This is a genomic window from Oceanobacillus caeni, from assembly GCF_019037185.1.
GTDB lineage: Bacteria > Bacillota > Bacilli > Bacillales > Amphibacillaceae > Oceanobacillus > Oceanobacillus caeni.
On record NZ_JAHHXM010000006.1, the window covers coordinates 70,995 to 95,807 of the forward strand.

Annotated in this window: 21 protein-coding genes and 1 tRNA gene; 4 read left to right on the top strand and 18 right to left on the bottom strand. The window is 35.7% G+C overall.

What is annotated here, in order from left to right; genetic code table 11:
* Positions 1-13: 13 nt before the first annotated feature.
* The 7 genes from KM885_RS05580 to KM885_RS05610 all read right to left on the bottom strand — a co-directional run bounded on the left by KM885_RS05580 (position 14) and on the right by KM885_RS05610 (position 9,192).
* Entirely contained in the window at positions 14-1,018 is a 1,005-nt protein-coding gene (locus KM885_RS05580) for a TRAP transporter substrate-binding protein (protein ID WP_244986918.1), read from the bottom strand.
* 272 nt (positions 1,019-1,290) lie between these two features.
* Positions 1,291-2,202, bottom strand: coding sequence for a shikimate dehydrogenase (aroE, locus tag KM885_RS05585; protein ID WP_216883655.1), 912 nt, complete (start codon positions 2,200-2,202; stop codon positions 1,291-1,293).
* 244 nt (positions 2,203-2,446) lie between these two features.
* Positions 2,447-3,877: an aldehyde dehydrogenase family protein gene (locus tag KM885_RS05590; protein WP_216883656.1), complete on the bottom strand. Its 1,431-nt coding sequence runs from the start codon at positions 3,875-3,877 to the stop codon at positions 2,447-2,449.
* Between the two features lie 43 nt (positions 3,878-3,920).
* Positions 3,921-4,883, bottom strand: a complete 963-nt coding sequence (locus tag KM885_RS05595) for a hydroxymethylglutaryl-CoA lyase (protein WP_047184710.1) — start codon at positions 4,881-4,883, stop codon at positions 3,921-3,923.
* Positions 4,884-4,913: 30 nt separating this feature from the next.
* Entirely contained in the window at positions 4,914-6,689 is a 1,776-nt protein-coding gene (locus tag KM885_RS05600) for a thiamine pyrophosphate-binding protein (RefSeq protein ID WP_216883657.1), read from the bottom strand.
* A gap of 290 nt (positions 6,690-6,979) precedes the next feature.
* Positions 6,980-7,741: a type I 3-dehydroquinate dehydratase gene (aroD, locus tag KM885_RS05605; RefSeq protein WP_216883658.1), complete on the bottom strand. Its 762-nt coding sequence runs from the start codon at positions 7,739-7,741 to the stop codon at positions 6,980-6,982.
* A gap of 110 nt (positions 7,742-7,851) precedes the next feature.
* Positions 7,852-9,192: an MFS transporter gene (locus tag KM885_RS05610; protein WP_216883659.1), complete on the bottom strand. Its 1,341-nt coding sequence runs from the start codon at positions 9,190-9,192 to the stop codon at positions 7,852-7,854.
* Positions 9,193-9,528: 336 nt separating this feature from the next.
* Between KM885_RS05610 and KM885_RS05615 the strand changes: the two genes are divergently transcribed.
* Complete coding sequence (locus tag KM885_RS05615; protein ID WP_216883660.1) at positions 9,529-10,536, top strand: substrate-binding domain-containing protein; 1,008 nt, start codon at positions 9,529-9,531, stop codon at positions 10,534-10,536.
* A gap of 489 nt (positions 10,537-11,025) precedes the next feature.
* A complete protein-coding gene (locus tag KM885_RS05620; RefSeq protein ID WP_216883661.1) occupies positions 11,026-11,874 on the top strand; it encodes a sugar phosphate isomerase/epimerase family protein in 849 nt (282 codons plus the stop codon).
* Positions 11,875-12,154: 280 nt separating this feature from the next.
* Here the strand turns inward: KM885_RS05620 and KM885_RS05625 are convergent, their stop codons facing one another.
* The 3 genes from KM885_RS05625 to KM885_RS05635 all read right to left on the bottom strand — a co-directional run bounded on the left by KM885_RS05625 (position 12,155) and on the right by KM885_RS05635 (position 13,540).
* On the bottom strand, positions 12,155-12,421 hold the full coding sequence (locus tag KM885_RS05625; RefSeq protein ID WP_244986919.1) for a glutaredoxin family protein: 267 nt from the start codon (positions 12,419-12,421) through the stop codon (positions 12,155-12,157).
* A gap of 91 nt (positions 12,422-12,512) precedes the next feature.
* Complete coding sequence (aroD, locus tag KM885_RS05630; protein ID WP_216883662.1) at positions 12,513-13,277, bottom strand: type I 3-dehydroquinate dehydratase; 765 nt, start codon at positions 13,275-13,277, stop codon at positions 12,513-12,515.
* Positions 13,278-13,464: 187 nt separating this feature from the next.
* Positions 13,465-13,540: transfer RNA gene (locus KM885_RS05635), tRNA-Arg, on the bottom strand.
* Positions 13,541-13,718: 178 nt separating this feature from the next.
* Here KM885_RS05635 and KM885_RS05640 point away from each other — a divergent pair.
* Positions 13,719-14,279 carry a shikimate kinase gene (locus KM885_RS05640; RefSeq protein ID WP_216883663.1) on the top strand — a complete coding sequence of 187 codons (561 nt, stop codon included), beginning with the start codon at positions 13,719-13,721 and terminating at the stop codon, positions 14,277-14,279.
* A 478-nt stretch (positions 14,280-14,757) separates the two neighbouring features.
* A complete protein-coding gene (clpP, locus tag KM885_RS05645) occupies positions 14,758-15,348 on the top strand; it encodes an ATP-dependent Clp endopeptidase proteolytic subunit ClpP (RefSeq protein WP_047184718.1) in 591 nt (196 codons plus the stop codon).
* A gap of 48 nt (positions 15,349-15,396) precedes the next feature.
* Here clpP and KM885_RS05650 read toward each other — a convergent pair whose 3' ends face one another.
* The 8 genes from KM885_RS05650 to glpK all read right to left on the bottom strand — a co-directional run bounded on the left by KM885_RS05650 (position 15,397) and on the right by glpK (position 24,799).
* The gene (locus KM885_RS05650) at positions 15,397-15,651 is read right to left on the bottom strand and encodes an HPr family phosphocarrier protein (protein ID WP_047184719.1); all 255 of its coding nucleotides are present in this window, start codon (positions 15,649-15,651) and stop codon (positions 15,397-15,399) included.
* A gap of 221 nt (positions 15,652-15,872) precedes the next feature.
* On the bottom strand, positions 15,873-16,814 hold the full coding sequence (gene whiA, locus KM885_RS05655) for a DNA-binding protein WhiA (RefSeq protein WP_047184720.1): 942 nt from the start codon (positions 16,812-16,814) through the stop codon (positions 15,873-15,875).
* Positions 16,815-16,962: 148 nt separating this feature from the next.
* Positions 16,963-17,922 carry a gluconeogenesis factor YvcK family protein gene (locus KM885_RS05660; protein ID WP_047184721.1) on the bottom strand — a complete coding sequence of 320 codons (960 nt, stop codon included), beginning with the start codon at positions 17,920-17,922 and terminating at the stop codon, positions 16,963-16,965.
* Between the two features lies 1 nt (position 17,923).
* A complete protein-coding gene (gene rapZ / locus KM885_RS05665) occupies positions 17,924-18,811 on the bottom strand; it encodes an RNase adapter RapZ (RefSeq protein ID WP_047184722.1) in 888 nt (295 codons plus the stop codon).
* Between the two features lie 335 nt (positions 18,812-19,146).
* Positions 19,147-20,100, bottom strand: a complete 954-nt coding sequence (trxB, locus tag KM885_RS05670; RefSeq protein ID WP_047184723.1) for a thioredoxin-disulfide reductase — start codon at positions 20,098-20,100, stop codon at positions 19,147-19,149.
* 140 nt (positions 20,101-20,240) lie between these two features.
* Positions 20,241-21,239 (bottom strand): tetratricopeptide repeat protein, encoded by a 999-nt coding sequence (locus tag KM885_RS05675; protein WP_047184724.1) that lies wholly within the window; start codon positions 21,237-21,239, stop codon positions 20,241-20,243.
* A gap of 172 nt (positions 21,240-21,411) precedes the next feature.
* Complete coding sequence (locus tag KM885_RS05680; RefSeq protein WP_204797637.1) at positions 21,412-23,082, bottom strand: glycerol-3-phosphate dehydrogenase/oxidase; 1,671 nt, start codon at positions 23,080-23,082, stop codon at positions 21,412-21,414.
* A gap of 223 nt (positions 23,083-23,305) precedes the next feature.
* Positions 23,306-24,799 (bottom strand): glycerol kinase GlpK, encoded by a 1,494-nt coding sequence (gene glpK / locus KM885_RS05685; protein WP_047184726.1) that lies wholly within the window; start codon positions 24,797-24,799, stop codon positions 23,306-23,308.
* Positions 24,800-24,813 lie beyond the last annotated feature (14 nt).

The following is a 24,813-nucleotide window of genomic DNA, read 5'->3' on the forward strand; positions in this document are numbered from 1 at the left end:
TCTTTACATCTAATCAATCGATTTCTGATAGTATTTGATCTAAAAGGTCCCCGCCAAAATTTTGCCGATAATTATCGTAAACAGGCTCGACTGCTTCTCGGAATTTTTCCCGTTCTTCTTCAGATAATTCTATGATTTCCATCCCCTTTTTTTCCAGTAAATTATAACCTTCCTCCGATTCTTGCCTGTTCACTTCACGCTGATATTCCATTACCTCATCAGCTGCTGATGCAACAATTTCCTGTTCTTCCCCAGTCAATGAATCCCAAAATGGTTTACTAATGATGAACGGACTAGCATTGTAAATATGATTGGTTTTCGTTAAATAATCCTGCACTTCATAGAAATTACTATTTACAACGTTTCCTACTGGATTTTCCTGTCCATCAACTGTTCCTTGTTCCAAACCAACATAAAGCTCACCATAGTTCATTGGCGTTGGATTAGCACCCAGAGTATTCCAGGTCTTCAAATGCATCGCGTTTTCCAATGTTCGGATGTTTAGACTTTGTAAATCTTCTAGCGTTTCTATAGGTCTAACATTATTTGTAAGTTGACGATATCCATTTTCCCAATAGTTCAAACCAATGATATTTTGTTCTGGCAATTTATCTAACAGTTCTTGTCCAATAGGTCCATCTAACACCTTGTAAGCGCTATCCTCGTCAGGAAATAAAAAAGGCAAATCAAAAATTGTGAAGTGTTTTTCAAATTGAGAAATCGGGCCTGTCGACATCGTAGCCCCTTGAATCGTGTTTAATTGCAATCCTTCAAATATCTGACGATCTCCTCCTAAAATGGCATTCGTAAACACTTCTACTTGAATAGACCCTTTTGTTTCTTCTTCAACAATCTCTTTAAATTTATAAAAAGCCTTACTTAATGACCTATCATCGGAAACGACATTAGCAAGTCGCATAATTTTAACGTCATCCGTAGAATTTGCACTTGTATTCGCACAGGCGGAAAGAACCATTAACAACATCATAATGATTAACAAGTACGCCTTTTTATTCAATCTAAATTCCTCCCTAATTCGTAGCATGATTGGGTTTCCTTGTAATTAAGTATAAAAGGAAAACTATGAATAACCTCAACAAAATCATTTATTTCCTTAGAAGACACTGAGTATTGAGACGCTCTTATTTTTTCTATCCTATTATAATTAGTATTTTCAAACTACTATCTTATAAAAAAAGGAAGGGAAGTAGATTTTAAAAAATAGCTTTAAATCAAAGTGATTGTAAGTCATCTTGATGTATCTAAACCCTTCTATTATTCAACAATATATTAAAATAACTGTTCTTTTATATAATTAACTGGCATTTGGTGTCCCGTCCAAAGTTCAAATGCTTTAGCTCCTTGCCATAACATCATCCCAATTCCTGTTACTGTCTTACACCCTGCGGAATTAGCCATCTGTAACAACTTCGTATGAAGGGGTGCATAGACTGTTTCCGAAACTATCAAATCTGGTCGTAAGTAGGAGATATTTGGAATTAAGCATTGATCTTCGAGTGGATGCATCCCAACTCCTGAAGTATTTGTTAAAATATCCGTACTCTCTATTTCGGTACGCAAAATATCTAAATTAGCAATATCATAAACATTTGCTTTGCAATTAGAGTCCTCCATTTGTTCGTTAATTATATAAGCATTTTCAACAGCACGATCAAAAAATTCATCTTTTTGATTAAAAATAGTCAATTCGGCTAGACCTTCAAGTGCTGCTTGCATGGCAATAGCTGTGCCTGCACCGCCCGAACCCAGTAAAACCATTTTCTTACCATGGACATCTACTCCATTTTCCTTCAAATTTTGTAAATATCCCTTTCCATCTGTATTAAAACCTATCAACTTACCATTTTCGTTTAAAACGGTATTTACCGCTCTTGCGTATTTAGCACTATCATCTAATTCGTCTAATAGCGGGAGAATTTTGGTTTTGTTAGGCATCGAAACATTAAATCCTTTCAGGTTTAATGCACGAAAACCCGTTACGACATCCGCTAGTTGAGCATCACCTACTTCAAAAGCTAGGTATGCGTAGTTAAGCCCTAGGTAACGTATAGCCATATTATGCATGGCTGGTGACTTGGAATGTCCGATGGGGGTAGCGATTAATCCTAACAACTTTGTTTTACCGTCGATTCTTCCCAAATCCGTTGATTGATTACATGCTATTGGAGCTGTGATACCCATAATCAACACCTTCCTTTTTATCAATATTATTTAAATGCTCCGGCGTAAAATACTTACAAAAAAAACAAATCGATCAAGTATGAAGAAATGATAGAACACACTTCTGATAACGCTCCCATTTATACTTATATCTTAGCATTACCTAGTTAAGTAAAGGGAACATTCCAAATGTTTAAACAGAGTCTTCCCTAATGGTTTGCTAGTCATTCAACCATTAGGGAAGACTCTTTATTATTTGATCAATTTATTTTTCTAGTTCCGGGTCATAGAATTCACCAAACAATTCTTGATCAGATGGTTTATCTTCAGGAATAGGTGTAGAAACCCAAGTTGTATTCATATAATGTTTAAGTGAAACGTTCTCGGATGTTGCATTACCGCCCCAAGTACCACAGCCCATTGAGGATGTTTGTGGCATACCGTTTGTAAATGATCCAGCATTTCCGATTGATTGTGGTTGACGAACCATAATACGGCTAACTGGTGCTACTTCTGCCAAATGGTTTATATGCTCTTCGTTTAAAGAATAAATTCCACAAGAGTGACCGATACCACCATTTTCATAAATTCCTTTCGCTACTTTAAGTGCGTTTTTAAATTCACCTTCATATTTATGAAGCGTAAGTAAGGTTGTTAATTTTTCATCCGCGAAAACTTTCCCTTTTCCAACACCATCACTCATCACCATAATAAATTTACGATCTTCTGGAATGGTGAATCCAGCTTTTTCTGCAAGTTTCTGCGGAGAAACCGCTACTGTATCTGGTAGACGATGTCCTTCTTCATCCCAAACAACGACACGAATTAATTCCCTTTCTTCATCTGTTGCTAAATATCCACCTTCTTTTTGAAGTTGTTCTACCAAATCATCGAATATAGATTCATGAATTACTAAGTTACCATCAGCTGAGCAACCAGAACCGTAATCTTTTGTTTTACTTAACATTGTATTATGCGCTGCTTCTTTCACATCAGCAGTTTCATCAATAAGCATTGTTGCGTTCCCTTTTCCTACACCGTATGCTGGTGTACCTGAACTGTACGCTGCACGAACCATATCCTGGCCACCTGTTGCCATAACTAAATCCGCACGTGCCATTAGTTCATGTGTGATCGCTTTGTTAACCCGTGGCAAACATTGCAAAATATCTGCTGGTGCTCCTAATGATTCTAAGGCTTCACGCATAAGGCGTACAACTTCATTTGATGTGCCTTTTGAGCGTGGATGTGGACTATAGATAACAACGTCACGTGCTTTAATTGCATAGATTGCTGTTACGACTGGTGTTAATTCTGGATTTGTAGTTGGGATTAATGAACCAATAATTCCAACTGGTTTCCCATATTTCTTAATACCTTTTTCCGGAATTTCTTCAATGACACCGACACTTTTTTGGCGTAATGCATCACGTAATACACCACGCATTTTCATACGTTTGCCGATACGACCAACTGGATCACCTAAACCACTTTCTTCCACACCCATTACCGCTATTTTTTCAAATGTTTTCTTATTCGCGACAGCCCATGTAACTTTTCGAATTAAACGATCCACGTCTTCTTGGCTGTAGTTTTTAATAACTTCAAATGCTTTTTGCGCTCTTTCAAAGTATTCATCCAATAATTGAGAATCTTCCTCTGTTAATGGTTTTGGTTGTACTGTTACTGTTGCCATCTAATTACCTCCAATTTAATATTTTAATAGAATTCTCTAATCATTAACCTAATTTTTCTTGTTTCTTAGGTTTTGCATGCAATTCATAATTAGGGCCAGCTTTCATCATATAGCTTCCTCCATCATAGCCAATTATTCCTTTGACATCTTTTGCTACTTGAATAAGCTTATCTAAATCAATCCCAGTCTTAACACCAGCTTCATGAACTGCATGAACAAAATCTTCTGTTGACAAATTACCTGATGCGTTCGGAATATAAGGACAGCCTCCCAACGCAGCGATAGATGAATCAAACCCAGTAATTCCTTGAAGCATCCCAGCAAATGCATTCGCCACTGCCATATCTCTTGTGTTATGCAGGTGCATTGTAAATGTTACATCAGGGAATACATTTCTTAACTCGCCTACCGTTTCGTATACACTTTTCGGATTTCCCATACCAGCTGAATCTGCAAGCGAAATTTCATAGACACCATACTCGGTGTACCGTTCAATAATTTTTTTCAATCGGTGAATCGGTACCTTGTGTTCAAACGGGCAACCAAAGGCTACAGAAATCGAGCCCCCCACTTTGACTTGATGCTTTTCAGCTAATTCAATAATTGGTGCAAATCCGTCTATTGCTTCTTTTGTAGTACTGTTTGCATTGGAAAGACTATGCGAATCGGTTGCAGATAGCATCAATTTTATTTTTTTGATACCCGCATCAATCGCTCGTTGTGCACCTTTCTCATTTGGAACCAATGCTCGGAATTGAATTCCTTTTTCCTCTAAATCTAAACACGCTTTTACGACTTCTTCAGCATCTTTCAACTGTGGAATTGCTTTTGGATGTACAAAGGATGTGAGTTCAATGGATTTAATCCCTGTATCTGCCAATTTCCTTACAATAGCAACCTTCTTTTCAGTGGGAATCCATTGATTCTCTGCCTGAAAACCATCCCTTGGCGCTACTTCACAAACCGTTATTTCAGAAGGAAGCTTTAGCCCTGTAGGAAAACTCATACAATCTCTCCTTTTATATAGAATGAATACTTAGTTCGTTGCAACGTGTAAGATGCTTTCCCCCTTACCTGGTGAATAGATATCATTAATGTTCCAGTATCCATCTGTTGGAACAGGATTGTTTATCATCGCAACATCAATAACAGTTGGTTTATTGGATTTCACTGCTTTTTCAAGAGCTGGTTTAAATTCTTCTGTTGATTGGATTTTGATTCCTTCTATACCATAAGCGCGTGCAATAGCTGCGAAGTCTGGTGAAATCTCTTTTCCGTCTTTCTTGAATACTGTACCAATCGTTGTGCCATAGTGAGCAGCTTGTAATCCAGCAATTGTACCAAATGCACGGTTATTCATAACAATCCAAATTACAGGAATGTCTTCTTCAAATGCCGTAGCTAACACCGCAGGATTTTGTCCAAACCCACCGTCACCAACTAAGGATACAACCGTCTTATTAGGTGCTGCTACTTTCGCACCTAGTGCAGCTGGTGCACCAAATCCCATCGTAGCGTAGCCTCCCGGTGTTAAAATACTACCAGCTTCATATACCGGAAACTGTTGACCTACACCATTTTTATTCCAGCCTACATCAGTCGTAATAATGGCATCTTTTGGAAGAACCTCACGGACTTCTTTCAAGATTCGTTGCGGTATCATTGGGAAGCTATCATCTTCAATGTTTTCTTGATTGCTTGCACTGAATTCTTTTCTGTATGCTGCGATTTCCGCTTTTAGGGTTTCTAGATCATCTCGTTGTAGACCTTCAGGATATAATTCTTTCGCAACACGATTGATAACAGTAAGCGCTTGCTTCATATCTGCAACTGCACCAATTTCAACCGGATAGTTTCTTCCAATTTCATCTGGGTCGATATCAATTTGAATTAATTTAGTAGGCGGAAAATTGAACGTGAATTTATCATTCCAGGAACTGCTGTCTGCTTCTTTAAAACTAGTTCCTAAAGCGAAAATATAATCCGCATTCTTACATTTATCGTTAATGAATTGTGTTCCCCAATAACCGGTCATTCCCAAGGTTAATGGATGTTCATCAGATACAACACCTTTACCCATTAGCGTGTGTGCTACTGGAATATTTAGATGATCTACAAGTTTTCTTAATTCATCTGCAGCACCTGAAGAGATTACTCCTCCGCCCGCATAGATTAATGGTTTTTTGGCATCTGCCAATGTTAATACAATTTCTTTTGCTGTTTCATCATCTATAGATGGTTTATGCAATATTTTTGTATGTTTTTTTACCTTTTCGAATAATGATGTATCAATTTCTTTCGAGAAAATATCCATTGGTACGTCTACTAATACTGGACCGGGTCTTCCACTTTCAGCTAATTGGAATGCCTTTTCCATAATTTCTGGTAATAAATGTGGACTGTCAACGCGCCATGCACGTTTAACAAATGGACGATATATTTCATATTGTGATGCATCTGCATGTAAATTTACTTCTTGGTGTGGATGCTTACCATAGTAATGGGTAGGCACGTCTCCGGCAATAATAACCATTGGAATAGAATCCAACGCAGCGTTTGCAACACCAGTTGCTGCATTAGTTAAGCCGGGTCCTAAATGACTTAATACAACAGATGCTTTTTTATTAACCCTTGCATAGCCATCTGCCATGTGTGATGCAATTTGTTCATGCTTTACACTTACATATTTGATGGTACTTTCTTCTAATGCTGTTAAAACAGCTATATTTGTGTGACCACAAAGGCCAAATATATGTTTGACATCCCGATCTTCAAGGTACTTAACTAGTTGATGAGAAACAAGCTTTTTCATAAAAAAATCCCCCTTCTTAATTTGAATGACTATTTTTAAATCGTTCTATTTGTAGTTTACCACAATTTATTAGATCGATCTAATAAATTTACCTATTCTTCTAATAAATTCGAATAATCTTTAGGTAAACGTTAACAACATCCTATAATAAAAGATAAATTTATTCAATGATTCCAACTTCTTTTTTTATTGTTTTCAAAAAGTAAATTAAGGTAAAGATAGCATCTCTTAACTTTTAGGGATGCTACCACCTATAAAGATTAATTTCTTTCTATAATAACTAGAGTACTTTACATACTTTTATGTAAGATCTCTAAAACAGTCCTTAGTTCTGAAACAGGGATTTGACCAGGAGCTGAAGCTTCTTCCCCCGCACCAAATGTAAAAGCAGATCCAAATAACTCTCCCGCTAAACGGCTTATAACACCTGTTCCAGCCATTGACATTGTAATAATCGGACGGTCTGCATATTGTGTTTTCATCGTATTCGTCGCATCCATAAGGGTAATAACATCTTGGACAGATTTTGGCATCACTGCTATTTTGGGAATATCCGCATCTAATTCTTGCATTTTACGAAGGCGAGATACAATTTCATCTTTTTCAGGCGTTTTAAAGAAATCATGGTTCGACATGACTACATATACACCATTTTCTTTTGCAGTTGAAAGAAGGTTTTTGACATTCTCCTCTTTAGAAAATAACTCAATATCTAAAAGGTCAATATCTTTTGTTAAAATTGCTGCACGATTAAGTTCTACGTAAAAATCATCACTTATTTCTTTATTACCACCTTCTCTATGAGTTCGAAAAGTGAAAAGAAGAAGTTCGTCTGTGTAAATATTCCTTAATTCAGTAATTAACCTTTTTACCTCTTCTAAATTTTCAACTTCCTCGTACATATCAACGCGCCATTCAACTACATCCGGTTTAAGATCTTTTACAATTAATGCTTCTTTTAAAATTTGTTCTTTCGTAGATCCAACCAAAGGAACAATTATTTTAGGAACCCCTTCCCCAATAGTAAGATTTTTGACTTGTAATGTAGACATAATTAAATCACCCTTTAACGTAAATTTATATAGACATTTATTATTTAATTTACAATTGTGTCCCATTTGAATTTCAATGTTTTCTCAACTAATGCAATACTTAGATCGATCTAACTCTCAGGTAGTTCAATTCTTTTCACCTTTCCGATTACAAATATATAAGCGAAAGTAGCAATTAAGGCAACACCAGATACAAAAGCAAGCGCTGGGGTAAAAGAACCTGTACTATTAACAATGAAGCCTACAATTAATGGTGATAAAGCACCACCGACATTTGCAACAAAATATAATGATGAACTTGTTATCCCTACCATTCCTTTTGGAGCAATATCAGATAAAAGAGCACCTGTAACCGTTGAGGCAATCCCTTGTCCTAAGAATGCTATGGACATAAAAACAATTACTAAATTAGCAGAATTTGTGAAATTCCCTCCAAGGATAGAACATGAAAGTAATAAGCCGATAATAATTGGAAGCTTCCGAGCCGTTCCTGTTGAAACCCCACGGTCGAGCATCCAATCCGAGAATTTTCCTCCAAGAAGCGTACCAAGAATTGCGACAATATACGGAATACTTGCGTACCATCCTGTTTCTAGCATCGTTAATCCCTTTTCTTGGATTAAATAAGTTGGAAACCAAGTCATAAAGAAAAACATTGTCGTCATAATTGAATACTGACCAATAAACATCCCCCAAATTTGACGATGCTTTAACAATTGTCCGATTCTTTTCCAGGAGAATGGCTGTTGATCTTCAGATCCAATCATTCCTCCACCATTAACAATGTAATCTTTTTCTTCTTTGGAAAGCTTCTTATGTTCTTTTGGGTTACGATAAAAGATATGCCAGATCGCAGCAATCAAGAAACCAACGATTCCTGCACCATAAAATAGAACTTTCCAGTTAAATGTTACGATAATCCATGTTATAACTGGGGTCATAAAGGCTAGCCCAATATATTGAGTTCCAGTATAAAAACCTACAGCTGTAGCACGCTCTTTCTTTGGAAACCATTCTGCAACACACCATGCATTAGTAGGAATCGAGGGAGATTCACCAGCACCAAGCCCCAATCGATAAATTAATAAGGTACCAACATTTTTTGCCGTTCCAATGAGGAAGGTAAAAGCAGACCAAATAATAAGCGAATAAGCATATACTCTCCGTGGTCCAAATTTATCTAAAAAATAACCACTAAATAGTATTGCAACTGTATAACTCCAACCAAAAGCAGAAAATACGATTCCCATTGCAGCAGCATCAATTTGTAAATCACTTTGTATAGCTGGAGCAGCAAGTGATATGATTGCTCGGTCAATATAATTAATCGCAGTAACTAAACATATCAAAAAGAGAATAAACCAGCGAACTTTCATTTTCTTTCCTTTTTTTAATAAATTATCTGGAAGTCTATCTGTTCCAACTTCTTTTTGTCTAACTGCATTACCCATAAATTTCCCCCTTTTCTGTGCAATTGTTTAATAGCGTTCATGACACATTCATTGTACCGCTCTAGGAAAGCGATTACATTTCAATCGAACAAAGTAAATTATATCAACAGTAAATAATTTTGGCAATAAAAATGCAGAAAAAAATGAATAGTATATAATATAACTCCTATTCTAAACTACTCTATTTATCTGATATATCACTATACTATCATCTTTATTAACATTGATTTTTATATAAATGAATTGTAGTATAAATAAAATGAAGATATTTTTTTAAAAAATTAAGTAGCTTCATAGTAATACTTAGTTAACTATTAATATAAAATAGGTGAAGAAATGAGTACAAAAAAAAGACATCGAGTCACACTTATGCAAGTGGCCGAGCATGCTGGTGTTTCCAGAGCAACCGCATCCCTAGTCGCACGTAAAAGCCCAAAAATTTCAAAGGATACCCGGGAAAAAGTTCTAGCTTCTATGTCTGAATTAGGGTATGTTTATGATCGTGTAGCTGCCAATCTTCGTTCACAAACCTCAACCACCATTGGTATTATCATTACGGATGTTGCAAATACGTTTTATTCCGAACTTTTATTAGGTGTCCATGAGGAATTGGAAAGACATGGATATACTGTCTTTTTAGGTACTACTTTTGATTCAGTAGATAATCAGGAGCGTCTCATTTCTACCATGCTTGAACATAGGGTGGGAGGAATTATTTTATGTCCAGTTTCTAGTACTTCTACTGAGACAGTTAATCGAATTAAAACATTAGATATCCCTTTAGTACTTGCTGTTAGGGAACTTCCCAACCTCGATTTTGATTACGTTGGCCTTGATTATACGCAAGGCGCACAAATGGGTGTGGAGTACCTAATCAAAAAAGGGCATAAACGAATTGCCTTTTTAGGAGGTCGTCCGCAATCTTCTACCTGGCATCAACGAATAAAGGGATTTTATCAGGCTCATGAAATTGCTGGATTGACAGTTGATCCATCTTTAATCATAGATAGCCCCCCAACAAGAGAAGGTGGGACTGAGGGGGTTAAAAATATAATTCAGCACCCAAACCCACCTACTGCAATATTCTGTTTTAGTGATCTTATTGCCTTTGGCGCCATAATTGGGTTAAGAAAAGCGGGCATAACACCTGGGGAAGAAATGGATATCGTTGGGTTTGATAATGTTCCGGAGACAGAAATCTCATATCCACCTTTAACAACGATTTCTTCTTTTTCAAAACAAACCGGAATGCAGGCAGCAAAACTACTTCATGAAAGAATTAAAGACAACCAAAAAGAAACGCAAAAAATAATTTTAAAACCCGAAATTGTAATCCGTGATTGATCATGAATATTCAATAATAATGCGAGTATAATCCGCATTATTATTGAATGCTAAATGATTAGGAATTTCCAGCATAAAGAATCTGATTGAATCTAACAGTGGCTCACACTTTTAATTAATCATTTTATTTACTCCTCAGTGTAATGTACTTTCTAAAAATAAAATCCTGTTTAAATTAGGGCCTCAGTGCAAGAATAATCCAATTAAAATGCAGCAAAAGTTAGACTGTCCTAACTTCTGTTTGTTGTGCTTTTTCACAACTATTTGTCCAAGTAATACCGCGATTGTCTTTTGACATTTATTAATTCATTACTTATAATCGAATAGTAACATTTGTTAGATCGATCTAACAAGGAGGGGTTCTTTTTTTATATTTTTTCTTTTATAGAAACTTATATTTATAGAATGCTATTTTTCAATCACCTATAATTGAAAGCGTTTTTAATCAAAGGCTAAATTCATTTTTAAGATTAATGGGGAGGAATTAAGATGAAGAATGAAGAAAGAAAATACTCATTGGCATACCTTACAGTTGGTGGCTGTTCTCCAGAAGAAATGACCTATATTGCATCACGTGCAGGTTATGATTATGTTAGTTATCGCCTAATTAGTATGAATTTACCCGGTGAGCCAAATTTTGACCTTACTAAAGATAAACAGCTATTTAATAATACTAAACAAGCATTAAATAATACGGGGCTTGAGCTTTTAGATATTGAATTAGCACGAATTGATGATGAACATGATCCAAAAAGTTATGAACCAGCGATGGAGGTTGCCGCTGAACTTGGTGGACGTCATGTATTAAGTAGTATATGGACGGATAACTATGATCTGTATATAGAGCGTTTCGCTCAAGTTTGTGATCTTGCCAAACAATATGGATTAACCGTTGATTTAGAATATGTACCAATTGCTAGTGTTACTAATTTAGAAGGCGCAAAAAATGTGCTAAACACAGTTAAAAGAGACAACGCTGGATTATTAATTGACATCCACCATTTCCATCGTGCTGGAGATAACCCAGAAGAATTAGCAAAATTACCAAAAGAATGGTTTAACTTTATTCACCTATGTAATGCCGTTAAAGATATCCCTCAAAAGAAAGAGGATATGATTCGAATTCTCCGTGAGGAACGTTCCTACCTTGGAGAAGGTGGGATTGATGTAAAATCTATCGTTGACGCAATGCCTAATGTACCTTTCTCCATCGAATCACCTAATCTAGCGAATGTTAAAAAGTACGGAGTAGACGAACATGCTAGACGCTCGCTTGAAGCTGCTAAGAACTATTTTAGTAAAAGAGAGTCATCAAAGGAAGAGTCAGTTAAAATGTAATCACATCCAACCAAGTACCCCAATCATTAGGGCTTAGTAATTTATTCTAGAGTAAAGATGAATTTATTCAAAAAAGGCTCAGCATTCGCGAGGCCACTGAAAATCTTATAGTTTTTCAGTTGTTTCTAATATTCGTATCGAAAAAAGCGACTTTAACATTCCATTAATGAATTTAAAGTCGCCTTTTTATAGATATGTGGATAAATACGACTACAAATTGTATTACTAAATTTTATAGTCGTATACCCTTTTATATTATTGTTTAAAATAACACTAGCAATCACCTATTTCCAACGTCCTCTTCATGTTCTTCTTTTAATAATCTTTTTACAGAATCATAATTAATTTCCTCACAATTCAATTGTTTTCCGTTTACTTCGATAACTGGAATTAATAATTGGTACTTTTCTAACCAATCGTCATTTGAGTATATATCACGCATTTCTAACTCATAAGGGTAATCTCTTTTGAATGTGGACAGGAGTGCTTCTGCATCCACACATAAAGAACAATTCTCCTTCGTATAAAAGTTAATATGTAACATCATTGTTTTCTCCTTCTATTAGTTGATGACGGTATATGTAATTGTTCTCAATATTTCATGATTGTTCTACGGCAGTTTGAGTTCCATATTCGTCTTATAGAGCTTTATGTAATAAAGATAAAGTATTTTTTAATTCATTAACAGCTACTTGTCCTGGTGCTGAGGCCTTCTTCGCCGCTCCAAATGTTAATGCTGAGCCAAATATTTCACCAGCCAAGCGAGAAATTACACCTTTTCCAGCCATTGACATCGTAATAATCGGGCGATCGGCATAATGTTCTTTCATTTCTCTTGTCGCATCCAATAATGTCAATACATCAGCCGTATTTTTCGGCATAACAGCAATTTTTGGAATATCCCCACCTAGCTCTTGCCCTTTTCGTAATCTGGCTACAATTTCCTCTTTATTTGGAGTTTTATGAAAATCATGATTGGAAATAATCACATATACATTATGGTCATGAGCAACATCAATCAAATGTTTTACATCTTTTTCATCGTTAAACAATTCTACATCTATCATGTCCACTTGCCCGGTTTGAACCATTATACGATTTAATTCCATATAATAAGATGTACTAATTTCCTTTTGTCCGCCTTCTCTTAAACTACGAAACGTGAAAATGATAGGGGTTTGTGGCAATCGTTTTCGTATTTTCTTTAATGCCTCTTTTACTTGATTGATATCTTCAACTTGTTCAAAAAAGTCAACTCGCCATTCCACTACATCGGCCTCAAGAGTAGTAAGATACTTTGCCTCTTCTACTATTTTTTCAACGGTCTCTCCTACAATCGGTACGCAGATTTTCGGCATTCCTTCGCCTATAGTAATATTCTTCACTTTAACTATAGTCATCATTTGGGACTCCTTTTAGTTAGGTTTAATTGATTTTCTCGTTACACCAGTGCTAATCCTACTAAAAAATCTTTCTATTCAGTGAATTGGATCCACATGTTTGAAATCCGTTTGAAAATCACCTTTTTCATAGTAAAATAGCAAGGGAAGAAAACATCTTTTATCCCTTGCTACACTTGACTTCATCTAACGCGCCCAGAGGGATTCGAACCCCCGACAAACCTGGTACCGGAAACCAGTGCTCTATCCAGCTGAGCTATGGGCGCATAATATAAAATTGGACACATATATTATTATAACCTTAACTTTTACTAGATTCAAGTCTTTAATTAATCCATTTACATTGCCAAAAAACTTGACACCTAGTACCTATGTGACCTCTTTTACAAAATTATGAATTTACATTATAATATCCTTAACTTATCAAAGAGAAAGAGGATTAAAATGGGATTAAATAATGTTTCTCTCAGAGAACAAAATATTGTGCTTATCGGATTTATGGGAGCAGGAAAAACAACAATCGGTAAAGCTGTTGCAAGAAAACTTTATCGCGATTTCATTGATATAGACGAAGAAATCGAAAAACAATTCAACATGCCTACCTCCCAAATATTCCAGGTATTTGGGGAAAAAACATTCCGTGAAAAAGAAAAAGAAATCATTCAGGATTTTTGTAAAAATCAAAGACTCAAAATTATTTCACTTGGTGGTGGCGCATTTTTACAAGAAGAAATAAAAGAGACTTGCTTAGCTAATTCTATCGTATTCTACCTTTCGTTATCTTGGGAATCATGGAAAGAAAGAATCAGTATGATAATAGATAATCGACCGGTTCTTCAAGGAAAGAATTATGAAGAAATGAAAGAACTATTTGAAAAAAGACAGCCAATATACGAAGAACATCATTCCAAAGTAGCAACGGACAAGCAAAATGTCGAAGAAATAGCAGATTATATTGTATCCTCATTAAAAACAGCTTGGGATATTTATGAACCAAATCGTTAAATAAAATTTTAGGGAAAGAAAAGTAGAAATATACTTTCTTTTTTTTAGCGGGAAAGTATAACATCTTTCCCGTCTGGGGCTCCGATTACTCGCCCCACCTTAAAGAATTGCATAAGTGCAACTAAGGCATTCGCTAAAGCCTAGCGAATGCCAAGTTTTCTAATGAAGCCATAAAGAAAACTTCCATCAGTGGTTTTTTCCTTCATCCCCCACTGATGGTTAGTCGCACTTATCGGACCTTTCTCCCACCTACCTTCTTTGTTCCCCGGAAGCTTGAGGTGGGATAATAGTCAATAATGATAAAATGAAGGGATTTCAAACTTTCCAATGGTTTATTTGGTTTATTAAATAAAATTATGGGAAAAATGGAAAGTGTATCCAATTTGTCGAACGTTTTTGTTTGACCTTCATTGACCATTGAGCTATTATGGAAATATAACATTTTGGCTAAACTATTGTTATTAAGGGAGGATTTACTATGAATTTAGTACCTACAGTTATTGAACAAACTAATCGTGGTGAACGTGCATATGATATTTACTCACGCTTATTGAAAGACCGTATCATTTTACTTGGAAGCGGAATCGATGATAATGTGTCAAACTCCATTGTTGCACAATTATTATTCTTAGAAGCTGAAGATCCAGAGAAAGATATTTCATTATATATTAACTCACCAGGTGGTTCTATTACTGCTGGGATGGCAATTTATGATACGATGAACTTTATTAAACCAGATGTATCCACTATCTGTATTGGAATGGCTGCTTCTATGGGAGCATTCTTACTTGCAGCGGGGGAAAAAGGAAAACGATATGCCCTACCAAATAGTGAAATTATGATTCACCAACCATTAGGTGGAGCACAGGGGCAAGCAACCGACATTGAAATTCATGCAAGACGTATTATAGAAATCAAAAAACGCATGAACGAAATCCTTGCTGAGAAGACTGGACAGCCTCTAGAAGTAGTAGAACGTGATACGGAACGTGATAACTTCTTGACTGCTCCACAATCCGTTGAATATGGATTAATTGACAAAATTCTAGAACGTCAATCAGAAAAATAATAGATATAAAAACTCCCTTTCAACTTTTCGAAAGGGAGTTTTTATATCTTATTTTTTGGAAACAAATTCACATAAATGATCAATTGCATTTTCTTCATCAGGACCATCCGCAATTAATTTAATTTCTTCTCCACATGCAATAGCTAAACTCATAAGCCCCATTATACTTTTGGCATTTACTTTCTTACTATCTTTCTCTAAAAATAAATGCGCTGCATAGCGGTTTGCTTCTTGAACAAATTGTGCCGCTGGTCTAGCTTGTAGACCCGACTCTATTTCTACCTTTATCTGTTTTTCAATCAAACTTCTCATCCTCCCAATTGAGTAAGCGCTAACATTGTTTTTCTTTTGTACCATCCCATGTTGCTAACTATCTAAAAAATTAAATTTTATACTGTAAATTACATGTATTATATCATATGTAAAGTTAAAAGGAAAATATCCCCTTTTAACTTTAATATAATCAGAATACACTATTAGCTGGTGACTTATGTAGATAAGATAGTATCATACTTTCTTATCCGCTAAACAAATTCACCTTGCTTGATTTTTTCTGCAAACTCATCTATCTTTTTAAGGCGGTGATTTACACCAGATTTGGAAATCTTTCCACTTCCAACTAATTCCCCTAATTCTTTTAACGAGACATCTTGGTGCTCGACCCGTAACTTAGCAATCTCTTGCAATTTTTCTGGAAGCTTATCCAGACCAACTGTGTTTTCTATAAGTTTTATATTCTCTATCTGACGGAAAGCTGCTCCAATCGTTTTATTTAAATTCGCAGTTTCACAATTCACTAATCGATTAACGGAATTTCGCATATCCCTTACAATTCGAACATCCTCAAATTTAAATAATGCATTATGTGCTCCTATTATTCCTAGAAACTCAGTAATTTTTTCTGCTTCCTTCATATAGACAATATAACCTTTTTTCCGTTCTAACGTTCTTGAACGTAAACCATATGAATTAAGTAATTCGAATAACTCATTATTATGATCCTCATAATTATTAAAAATCTCTAAATGATAAGATGATGTTTCGGGATTATTAATGGAACCACCAGCTAAAAATGCACCACGTAAATAGGCACGTTTACAACAAGATTTAGATAAGTATTTATCAGATATCGTTCTTACAACCGTATATGAATCCTTTAAAATTCCTAACTCCATTAAGAATTCACGTACCTTCTCCTTTAAGCGAACAATGTAAACATTATTTTTCTTAAGCTTCATTTTCTTTCTAACAAGTAGCTCTACTGGTGGATCATAATTTGCTTTTATAAGCGTGTATATTCTTCGAGCGATTGCAGCATTTTCAGTTTGAACATCTAACGTGTATTGTAACCTATTGACAGAAATAACACCGTTCATCCGAATTAATGCAGTTAATTCAGCTTGTTTACAACATTCATCAACTTCTAGGCTTGTCAGTTCTTTCTTTATTTCTGAAGCAAAGGACATCGTAATCCCCTCCCTTCCTTTTAAGAGGTTGTTCAAAAAGTCCGGTGAAAATGACGCTTCGCATTTCTAGTTGGTAATAGCAGCGTTGCAATAAAACGTTACGCATTTAGCCGACCACGGTCCTTTTTGAACTCGCATTTTATCCCAATTATTTGTCGATGATCGAAAATAATAGCTTTGCAATTTTTTCTTTATCATGTCTTACGGTCTTATTTGAATGATTAATAATATCTCCTTCAATAATCTCCAATCCCATATCGACCAATTTTTCAATATCGTATACAACTGGTTCAGCATTTTCTTCTGCATAAATCGCACGAATCGATTGTTCGATAGGTTCGTTATGTACAACAATAGAGTCAACACATCCAGTACCAATATGATTCTGAATTGCTTGAATATGATCAGATGCGGTAAAACCAGTAGTTTCCCCAGGTTGCGTCATAACGTTACAAATATAAACAACTTTCCCTTGCGTTTCCCTTAATGCAACATCAATTTGCGGGATAATTAAATTGGGCATGATGCTTGTAAATAAACTACCTGGAGAAATAATGACTAAATCAGCATTCTCGATTGCACGTACAGCATTAGGAAGTGGCTTAATCGGGTTTGGCTCCAAAAATACACGTTCAATTTTTTTATTTGCTTTAGGTATATTGGACTCTCCACAAACATATGTCCCATCCGTGAACTTAGCATGTAAAGTCATATTTTGGTTAGAAATCGGGAAAATATCTCCCTTTACATTGAGTACTCTTGAAATTTCTTGTATTCCATCATAAAAATCACCAGTAATGGAGGTCATTGCGGCTAAGAGTAAATTTCCTAGTGAATGACCTGATAAACCATTACCATCAGAAAAACGATGTTGAAAAAGATCAAGTAACATAGGTTCCGCATCAGACAACGCTGCAATTACATTTCTTATATCACCTGGGGCAGGGATTGCCATTTCGCTTCGAATTCTTCCTGTACTACCACCGTCATCAGCAACGGTAACTAGTGCTGTGAGATCAATTGGCAAATTTTTTAAACCTCTAAGAAGAACCGGCATACCAGTTCCGCCCCCAATGACAACTACACGTGGTTGCTCTTTCTTCATCATGTTAGGAGTTTCCCTTTCTTTTATCAATATCGCGATGACTTACATGTGTTATATAGCTAGAGGATAGTTCTTTACCGAAGTATTCCGCTAATGCTACGGAACGATGTTGTCCGCCTGTACAACCGATACCTATGACTAATTGTGTTTTTCCTTCTTTTTTATATTGAGGGAGCATAAACCGTAATAGATCTAAAACTTTTTCAATAAATGTTTGTGTCTCAGACCACTTAAATACGTAGGAAGAAACCTCTTGATTCAAACCTGTTAACGGTCGTAAATTACCTACATAATGAGGATTTGGTAAAAACCTCACGTCGAATACAAGATCCGCATCAATTGGTATTCCATGTTTAAATCCAAAAGAAACCATATGCACAGAGAAAATTTCTTGTTCCTCTTCGGAATATATATTAATAATCTTCTCTCTTAATTCTCTCGGTTTTAAATTTGTTGTATCAATAATTCGTTGAGCTCTACCACGCAGAAGATCTAGAATTTCTCGCTCTTGTCTGATACCATTAAGCGGTAAACTACCAGGATCTAGTGGGTGGGAACGTCTTGTTTCTTTGTATCGACTAACTAATTTTTCATCTTTCGCATCAAGAAATAGAATATGTTCATCTAACCATTCTTCTTTCCCTAAAGATTCCAACGCATCAAATAAGGAGTCAAAAAATTCCCGACCCCTTAAATCCATGACAACTGCAACTTTTTGTATCGTATTAGCGGAATCCTTCATTAATTCTAGAAATTTTGGTAATAAAGTAGGGGGTAAATTATCTACACAGTAATATCCTAGATCTTCAAAACTTTGTACAGCTACTGTTTTACCAGCACCTGACATTCCAGTAATAATGACTAATTTTGTTTCTGTATTTTTATCGCTCATCCTGTATGTCCCCTTTAAAATACCTTAATGGAAGGATTTTTATCATTACGCTAGTTTCATTAATATATTTTATCTTCCTTACATATTATACTATGAATAACACTAAACTTCCATGACAGTAGAGTTTTTGTTTTTTCCTAGTTTTAACAATAATAATCATTTGATGTAGAAAATTGTAATAAGTCTTTTTAGAACAAAAAAATGCACAGGTTTCAAACCTGTGCCAAGTAACTAATCTATTTATAAAAGGGGGTCAATTAGTTATTTTAATTGTACCCCATATTTATTTCACCTGTGTTACAGCAGGATTAAAACTTCGTAAAAATCACAATACCTTATGAATTAGAGACTTTGGATCTTTCTTGCCATTCTTCGACATATTTGATAGCTGATTCTGCAGCAATACTTCCATCGCCGGTAGCTGTCACAATTTGTCTAAGTTGTTTTTCTCGAATATCACCAGCTGCAAAAATTCCCGGTACATTCGTTTCCATATTTTCATTTGTTGGGATATAACCTTCATTATTTGTAATTCCAAGTGATTCGAATGGTGTACTTAATGGCACCATACCGATGTAAATAAATGCTCCATCAGCAGGAAATTCTGTTACTTCACCCGTTTTTGTGTTTTCTAAAGTAATACTGCTCACTTTACCTTCAGGACCGTTAATTTTCTTCACAACGGTATCCCATATGAAATCAATCTTCTCATTATCAAATGCACGATCTTGAAGAATTTTTTGTGCTCTTAGTTCCGAACGACGGTGAATGATGGTAACCTTATTTGCAAAACGTGTCAAATAAACACCTTCTTCAACGGCTGAATCACCACCACCAACGACGACTAGTTCTTTTTCTTTAAAAAATGCACCATCACAAACCGCACAATAAGAAACGCCACGGCCGGCTAGTTCATCTTCACCTTCGACACCGAGTTTTTTATACTCTGCACCTGTTGCAATGATTAATGCTTTTGTCTTATATTCCTTATCGCCAGCTTTGATCGTTTTATAGTCGCCTTCATCTATAATCTCTTTAATATCTCCATAAGCATATTCTGCACCAAACTTTTTAGAGTGATCAAACATTTTGTTAGATAAATCTGGTCCTAAAATATGATCATATCCTGGATAATTTTCGACATCTTCCGTATTAGCCATTTGTCCACCAGGAATTCCCCGCTCGATCATAAGCGTTGATAAGTTTGCACGTGAAGCATATACAGCAGCGGTCATACCAGCAGGACCTGCACCCGCAATAATTACATCATAGATTCGTTCATCGGACATTTTCTTCGCCCCTTTAATCCTATTTATTTAAAGCATGTTCAAAAAAGTCCTTCTTTTGAACTTGCACTTTCAGTCATCTCTAGCTTATTAAAATAAACGCAGTACGTCTATTATTCTGCTCATTGGCTTTTCGGACTTATTTAACAATTCCAAGGCCCTTTTTCCTTAGATAAATGTGGATGTAAGTGACACCCTTCTTTCCATAACTCTATGGATTTAGATGGCTCTCCTAGGTGATAAGCAGTAGTACTGTACCAGCGATAATAAGAGGAGTGATTTTTCACTTTTCCTTTTGCAATTGAGCGAAATCGAAGGTATGCTTCCTCAAAATTTGCAGTACGAGCTAACGTAACCGCTATTTTTAGCTTTTGCTGTTCATGTATTGGGTATACATTACTTATAGCTTGAATAAATGGATCACTTTTTTCGTTTTGACCTAATTCATAATAAAAGATTGCTAAATTCGTTAGGCTATATAATGAAGTTGGGTCTTCTTCAAATAGTTCTAATTCCTTCTGTAAAGCCTCTTCCCTTCGACCTGAAAAGAATAACGCTCGCGCGTAGTCATGTTTTGGAATTTCATGATTCGGAAATAGTTCAACCATTTTTTCTATAACCGGTAATGCCTTATCCCATTCCATCTTTTCCATATAAAAAAAGGCAGTTTCTTGATAAATAAGAAGCTCATCCTCATCTTCTAAATCAAATTCATCCAATTCTTCGTCATCAATTTCAATCAACTCTAATAACTGTTTGGCATCATCACTAAAATCGCCATTTGGTTCTTTATCAAGATATGAAGTTGCATATTTTTTCGCGTCATTTAATAGTCCTAAATGCGCATAATTATTAGCAATTAAATAATAACAATCAATATAATCACTTGATTGTAATACGTTTGTTAATAATTGATTGGCTGCATGATACGCACCAATTTCAGTATATATAATAGACATCTGACATTGATATAATGGTTCATTTGGCTTTTGTTCGACAGCCTTTTTCATCCATTTTAATGCAATATCAAATTTCCGATTACGGAATGCCTCAACACCTTTTGTAAAATAAAAATCACCATCTGGAATATAAGGGACGATATTATTTACTTTATTCTTTTCTTTATTTGTTACATGTGACATGTGTATCCCCCTATTTTTCGAACATACGAAAAAAGTATACCATATATAATCTTCTAAATATATACCTAGTTCTTGGATAATCATTTAAGCCTTTTCGAATACTTGGTGTTACAAATCTAAAAGGACAGCCATAACGGCTGCCCTTTTAGATTTGGATTTAGGTAAAGAGACATTATTCCTTTATTGGGTGTACAGCTTCATAAAGTAATTGATCTAATTCTTTGGTGTACACTTCCTTTTGTTCCTTACTCCATTTTAGAACTTTTTCCATATAATTGATGACAGTTTCTTTATGTTGATGCACCCAATTTATATCAAAGAACAATGCACCTGTTCTCCGGATGAAAAAGTCAATAGGTTTATAAACTAATTCATGTTCAATTCCATAAACAATCATTGCGAACACGTCAGGGTCGATATTTTCCTCCTTAGCTTCCTCAGAGCGGTTTTGATATACATCAAAAACTAAATCTACATTTGTACCATATTTTTGAACAAGTTTTAATGCAGTTTCCTTATCTAAACCTAAGTTTATTCCTTCTCTAACTTTTTGCTCTTTAAAACGGTCGAACCCTTTAGAACCACCTATGTCTCCACCAGATATCGGCATTTTTTCTGTATCAGATTCAGGATAAAGTATTCCTTCTTCTTCCTTTAATTGTTTTACGACTGTGTCGACAGCTTGTTCCGCCATTTTCCGATATCCGGTTAATTTTCCGCCTGCCATGGATATAAGTCCAGAATCTGAGATAAAGATTTCATCTTTCCTAGAGATTTCACTCGGACTATTACCTTTACCTTCTTCCGCAATTAACGGCCGTAATCCAGCCCAACTTGATTCAATATCATTTGGTCCTATATTCAGTGATGGGAACATATAGTTTATTGCCTCAAGTAAATAATCTCTGTCCTTGTCTGTTATTTGTGGATGTGCAATATCACCCTGATAGGTTGTATCCGTTGTTCCGACATATGTTTTATTTTCACGCGGTATTGCAAAAACCATCCGACCATCAGGAGTGTCAAAATATATCGCCTGTTTAAGTGGAAAAACTTCTTTTGGTATTACTAAATGAACACCTTTTGTTAAATGTAATGCTTTTCCTTTTTTAGATCCATCCATTTCTCTTAAATTATCTACCCATGGTCCACCTGCATTAATTACCTTTTTCGCAAATACCTCATGTTTTTCACCAGTAATTTGGTCTTCCACAACTACACCAATTATTTTTTTAGATCCATCGTAAAGTAATTCCACTACTTTTGCATAATTTATTGCATGGACACCTTTTTCAACGGCTTTTTTCATTACTTCAATGGTTAATCGGGCATCATCTGTCTTATATTCCACATAATACCCTGCACCTTTTAGGCCTTGGTCTTTTACTAGTGGTTCTTTTTTCAACGCCTCATCCGCGCTTAACATTTTTCGACGTTCTTGTTTTTTTACGCCAGCAAGAAAGTCATAAACCCGAAGTCCAATATTTGTTGTAAACGGACCAAATGTGCCACCTTTATGAAATGGGAGCATCATCCATTCTGGTGTTGTTACATGTGGCCCATTTTCATAAACAATCGCTCTTTCTTTCCCAACTTCGGCTACAATTTTTATTTCAAATTGTTTTAAATAACGAAGACCACCATGAACAAGTTTCGTGGAACGACTTGAAGTACCTGCAGCGAAATCTTGCATCTCAACTAGTCCCGTTTTTAATCCTCTTGTTACAGCATCCAATGAAATTCCTGCTCCAGTAATCCCACCACCAATTACTAAAAGATCTAATTTTTCTTTTTCTAGATTATGAAATATATCTTCACGTTTATAGCTTGAAAAGTTATTCATTGTCTACACTCCTTATAGGTAGTATTACCAATTTTGAAAAACTCTACCCAAAAAAAGAACCACAAACAGACTAATGCCATTGCATTAGTTGCTTGCGGTTCTCCATCTCTCCGAGCAGATTATTAACTTACCATTAGTATAGCACCATTTGATATAACATTCAACAGCAATTTCTCTTATATTTGGTACTTAAAAGTCTTTACTACACCTATATACTTCTAAATTACTTAAATACTCTAGTTGCTTCCACTGCTTTCTTCCATCCGGAATACAATTTATTCCTATCTTCTTCATTCATTTGATTTGTAAAAGTACGTTCATTTTTCCATTGTTTAGCAATCTCATCTTTATCTTCCCAAAATCCTATAGCTAAACCAGCTAAATATGCTGCTCCTAGACCGGTGGTTTCTTGTATAGCTGGTCGTTCAACCGGAACACCTAGAATATCACTTTGAAACTGCATCAAGAAATCATTTGCAACAGCACCACCATCAACACGTAGCGTTTTTAGATCCATGCCTGATTCAGAAATCATAACATTTAGGACATCTTTTGATTGATACGCTAGAGATTCCAACGTAGCACGGATGAAATGCTCCTTTGTTGTTCCACGAGTTAAGCCAAATACGGCCCCCCTTGCATTACTATCCCAGTATGGAGTACCTAGTCCAACAAATGCCGGAACCATGTATACTCCGTCCGTAGATTCAACACTCTTTGCATATGCTTCACTTTGTGGGCTAGATTTAATCATTCTCAACCCATCCCGTAGCCATTGTATAGCGGAACCAGCAACAAAAATACTTCCTTCTAATGCGTATTCTATCTTCCCATCAATTCCCCAAGCTAATGTTGTTAATAGCCCCTTTTCGGATACAACGGCTTTTTCACCTGTATTCATTAGCATAAAGCAACCTGTTCCATACGTATTTTTAGCCATTCCCTTTTCAAAGCACGCTTGGCCAAATAATGCTGCTTGTTGGTCACCGGCAATTCCTGCTATTGGAACCTTCTGGCCAAAGAAATGATAATCCACGGTTTTAGCATAGATTTCTGAAGACTGATGTACTTCTGGCAGCATACTTTTTGGAACCGTTAAAATATCTAATAATTCCTCATCCCATTTTAAATCATAAATATTATACATTAATGTTCTGGAAGCATTAGAGTAATCAGTTACATGCACCTTTCCACCAGAAAGTTTGTATATAAGCCAAGTGTCAATTGTACCAAACATTAACTCATTATTTTCGGCCTTCTCTCTAGCTCCATCCACATGATCAAGTATCCATTTTACTTTTGTGCCTGAAAAATATGGATCGATTAATAACCCAGTTTTTTTCCGAATGATATCTTGATAGCCTTGATCAGCTAGCTCTTTACAAATATCTTCTGTTTGTCGCGATTGCCAAACGATTGCATGATAAATTGGTTTACCTGTATTCTTATCCCATACTACTGCAGTTTCTCTTTGGTTCGTAATTCCAATCCCAGCAACTTGTGAAGCTGACACATCTGCTTTTCGTAATACGTCAGAAATACATGCTAAAATACTTGTCCAAATCTCATTGGCATCATGTTCAACCCAACCAGGGTGCGGAAAAAATTGTTCAAACTCTTTTTGTGCTGTCTGAACTATTTCTCCATTATGATTAAATAATATTGCACGTGAACTTGTTGTACCTTGATCTAAAGATAAAATAAACTTCTCACTCATTTGCTACACTCCTA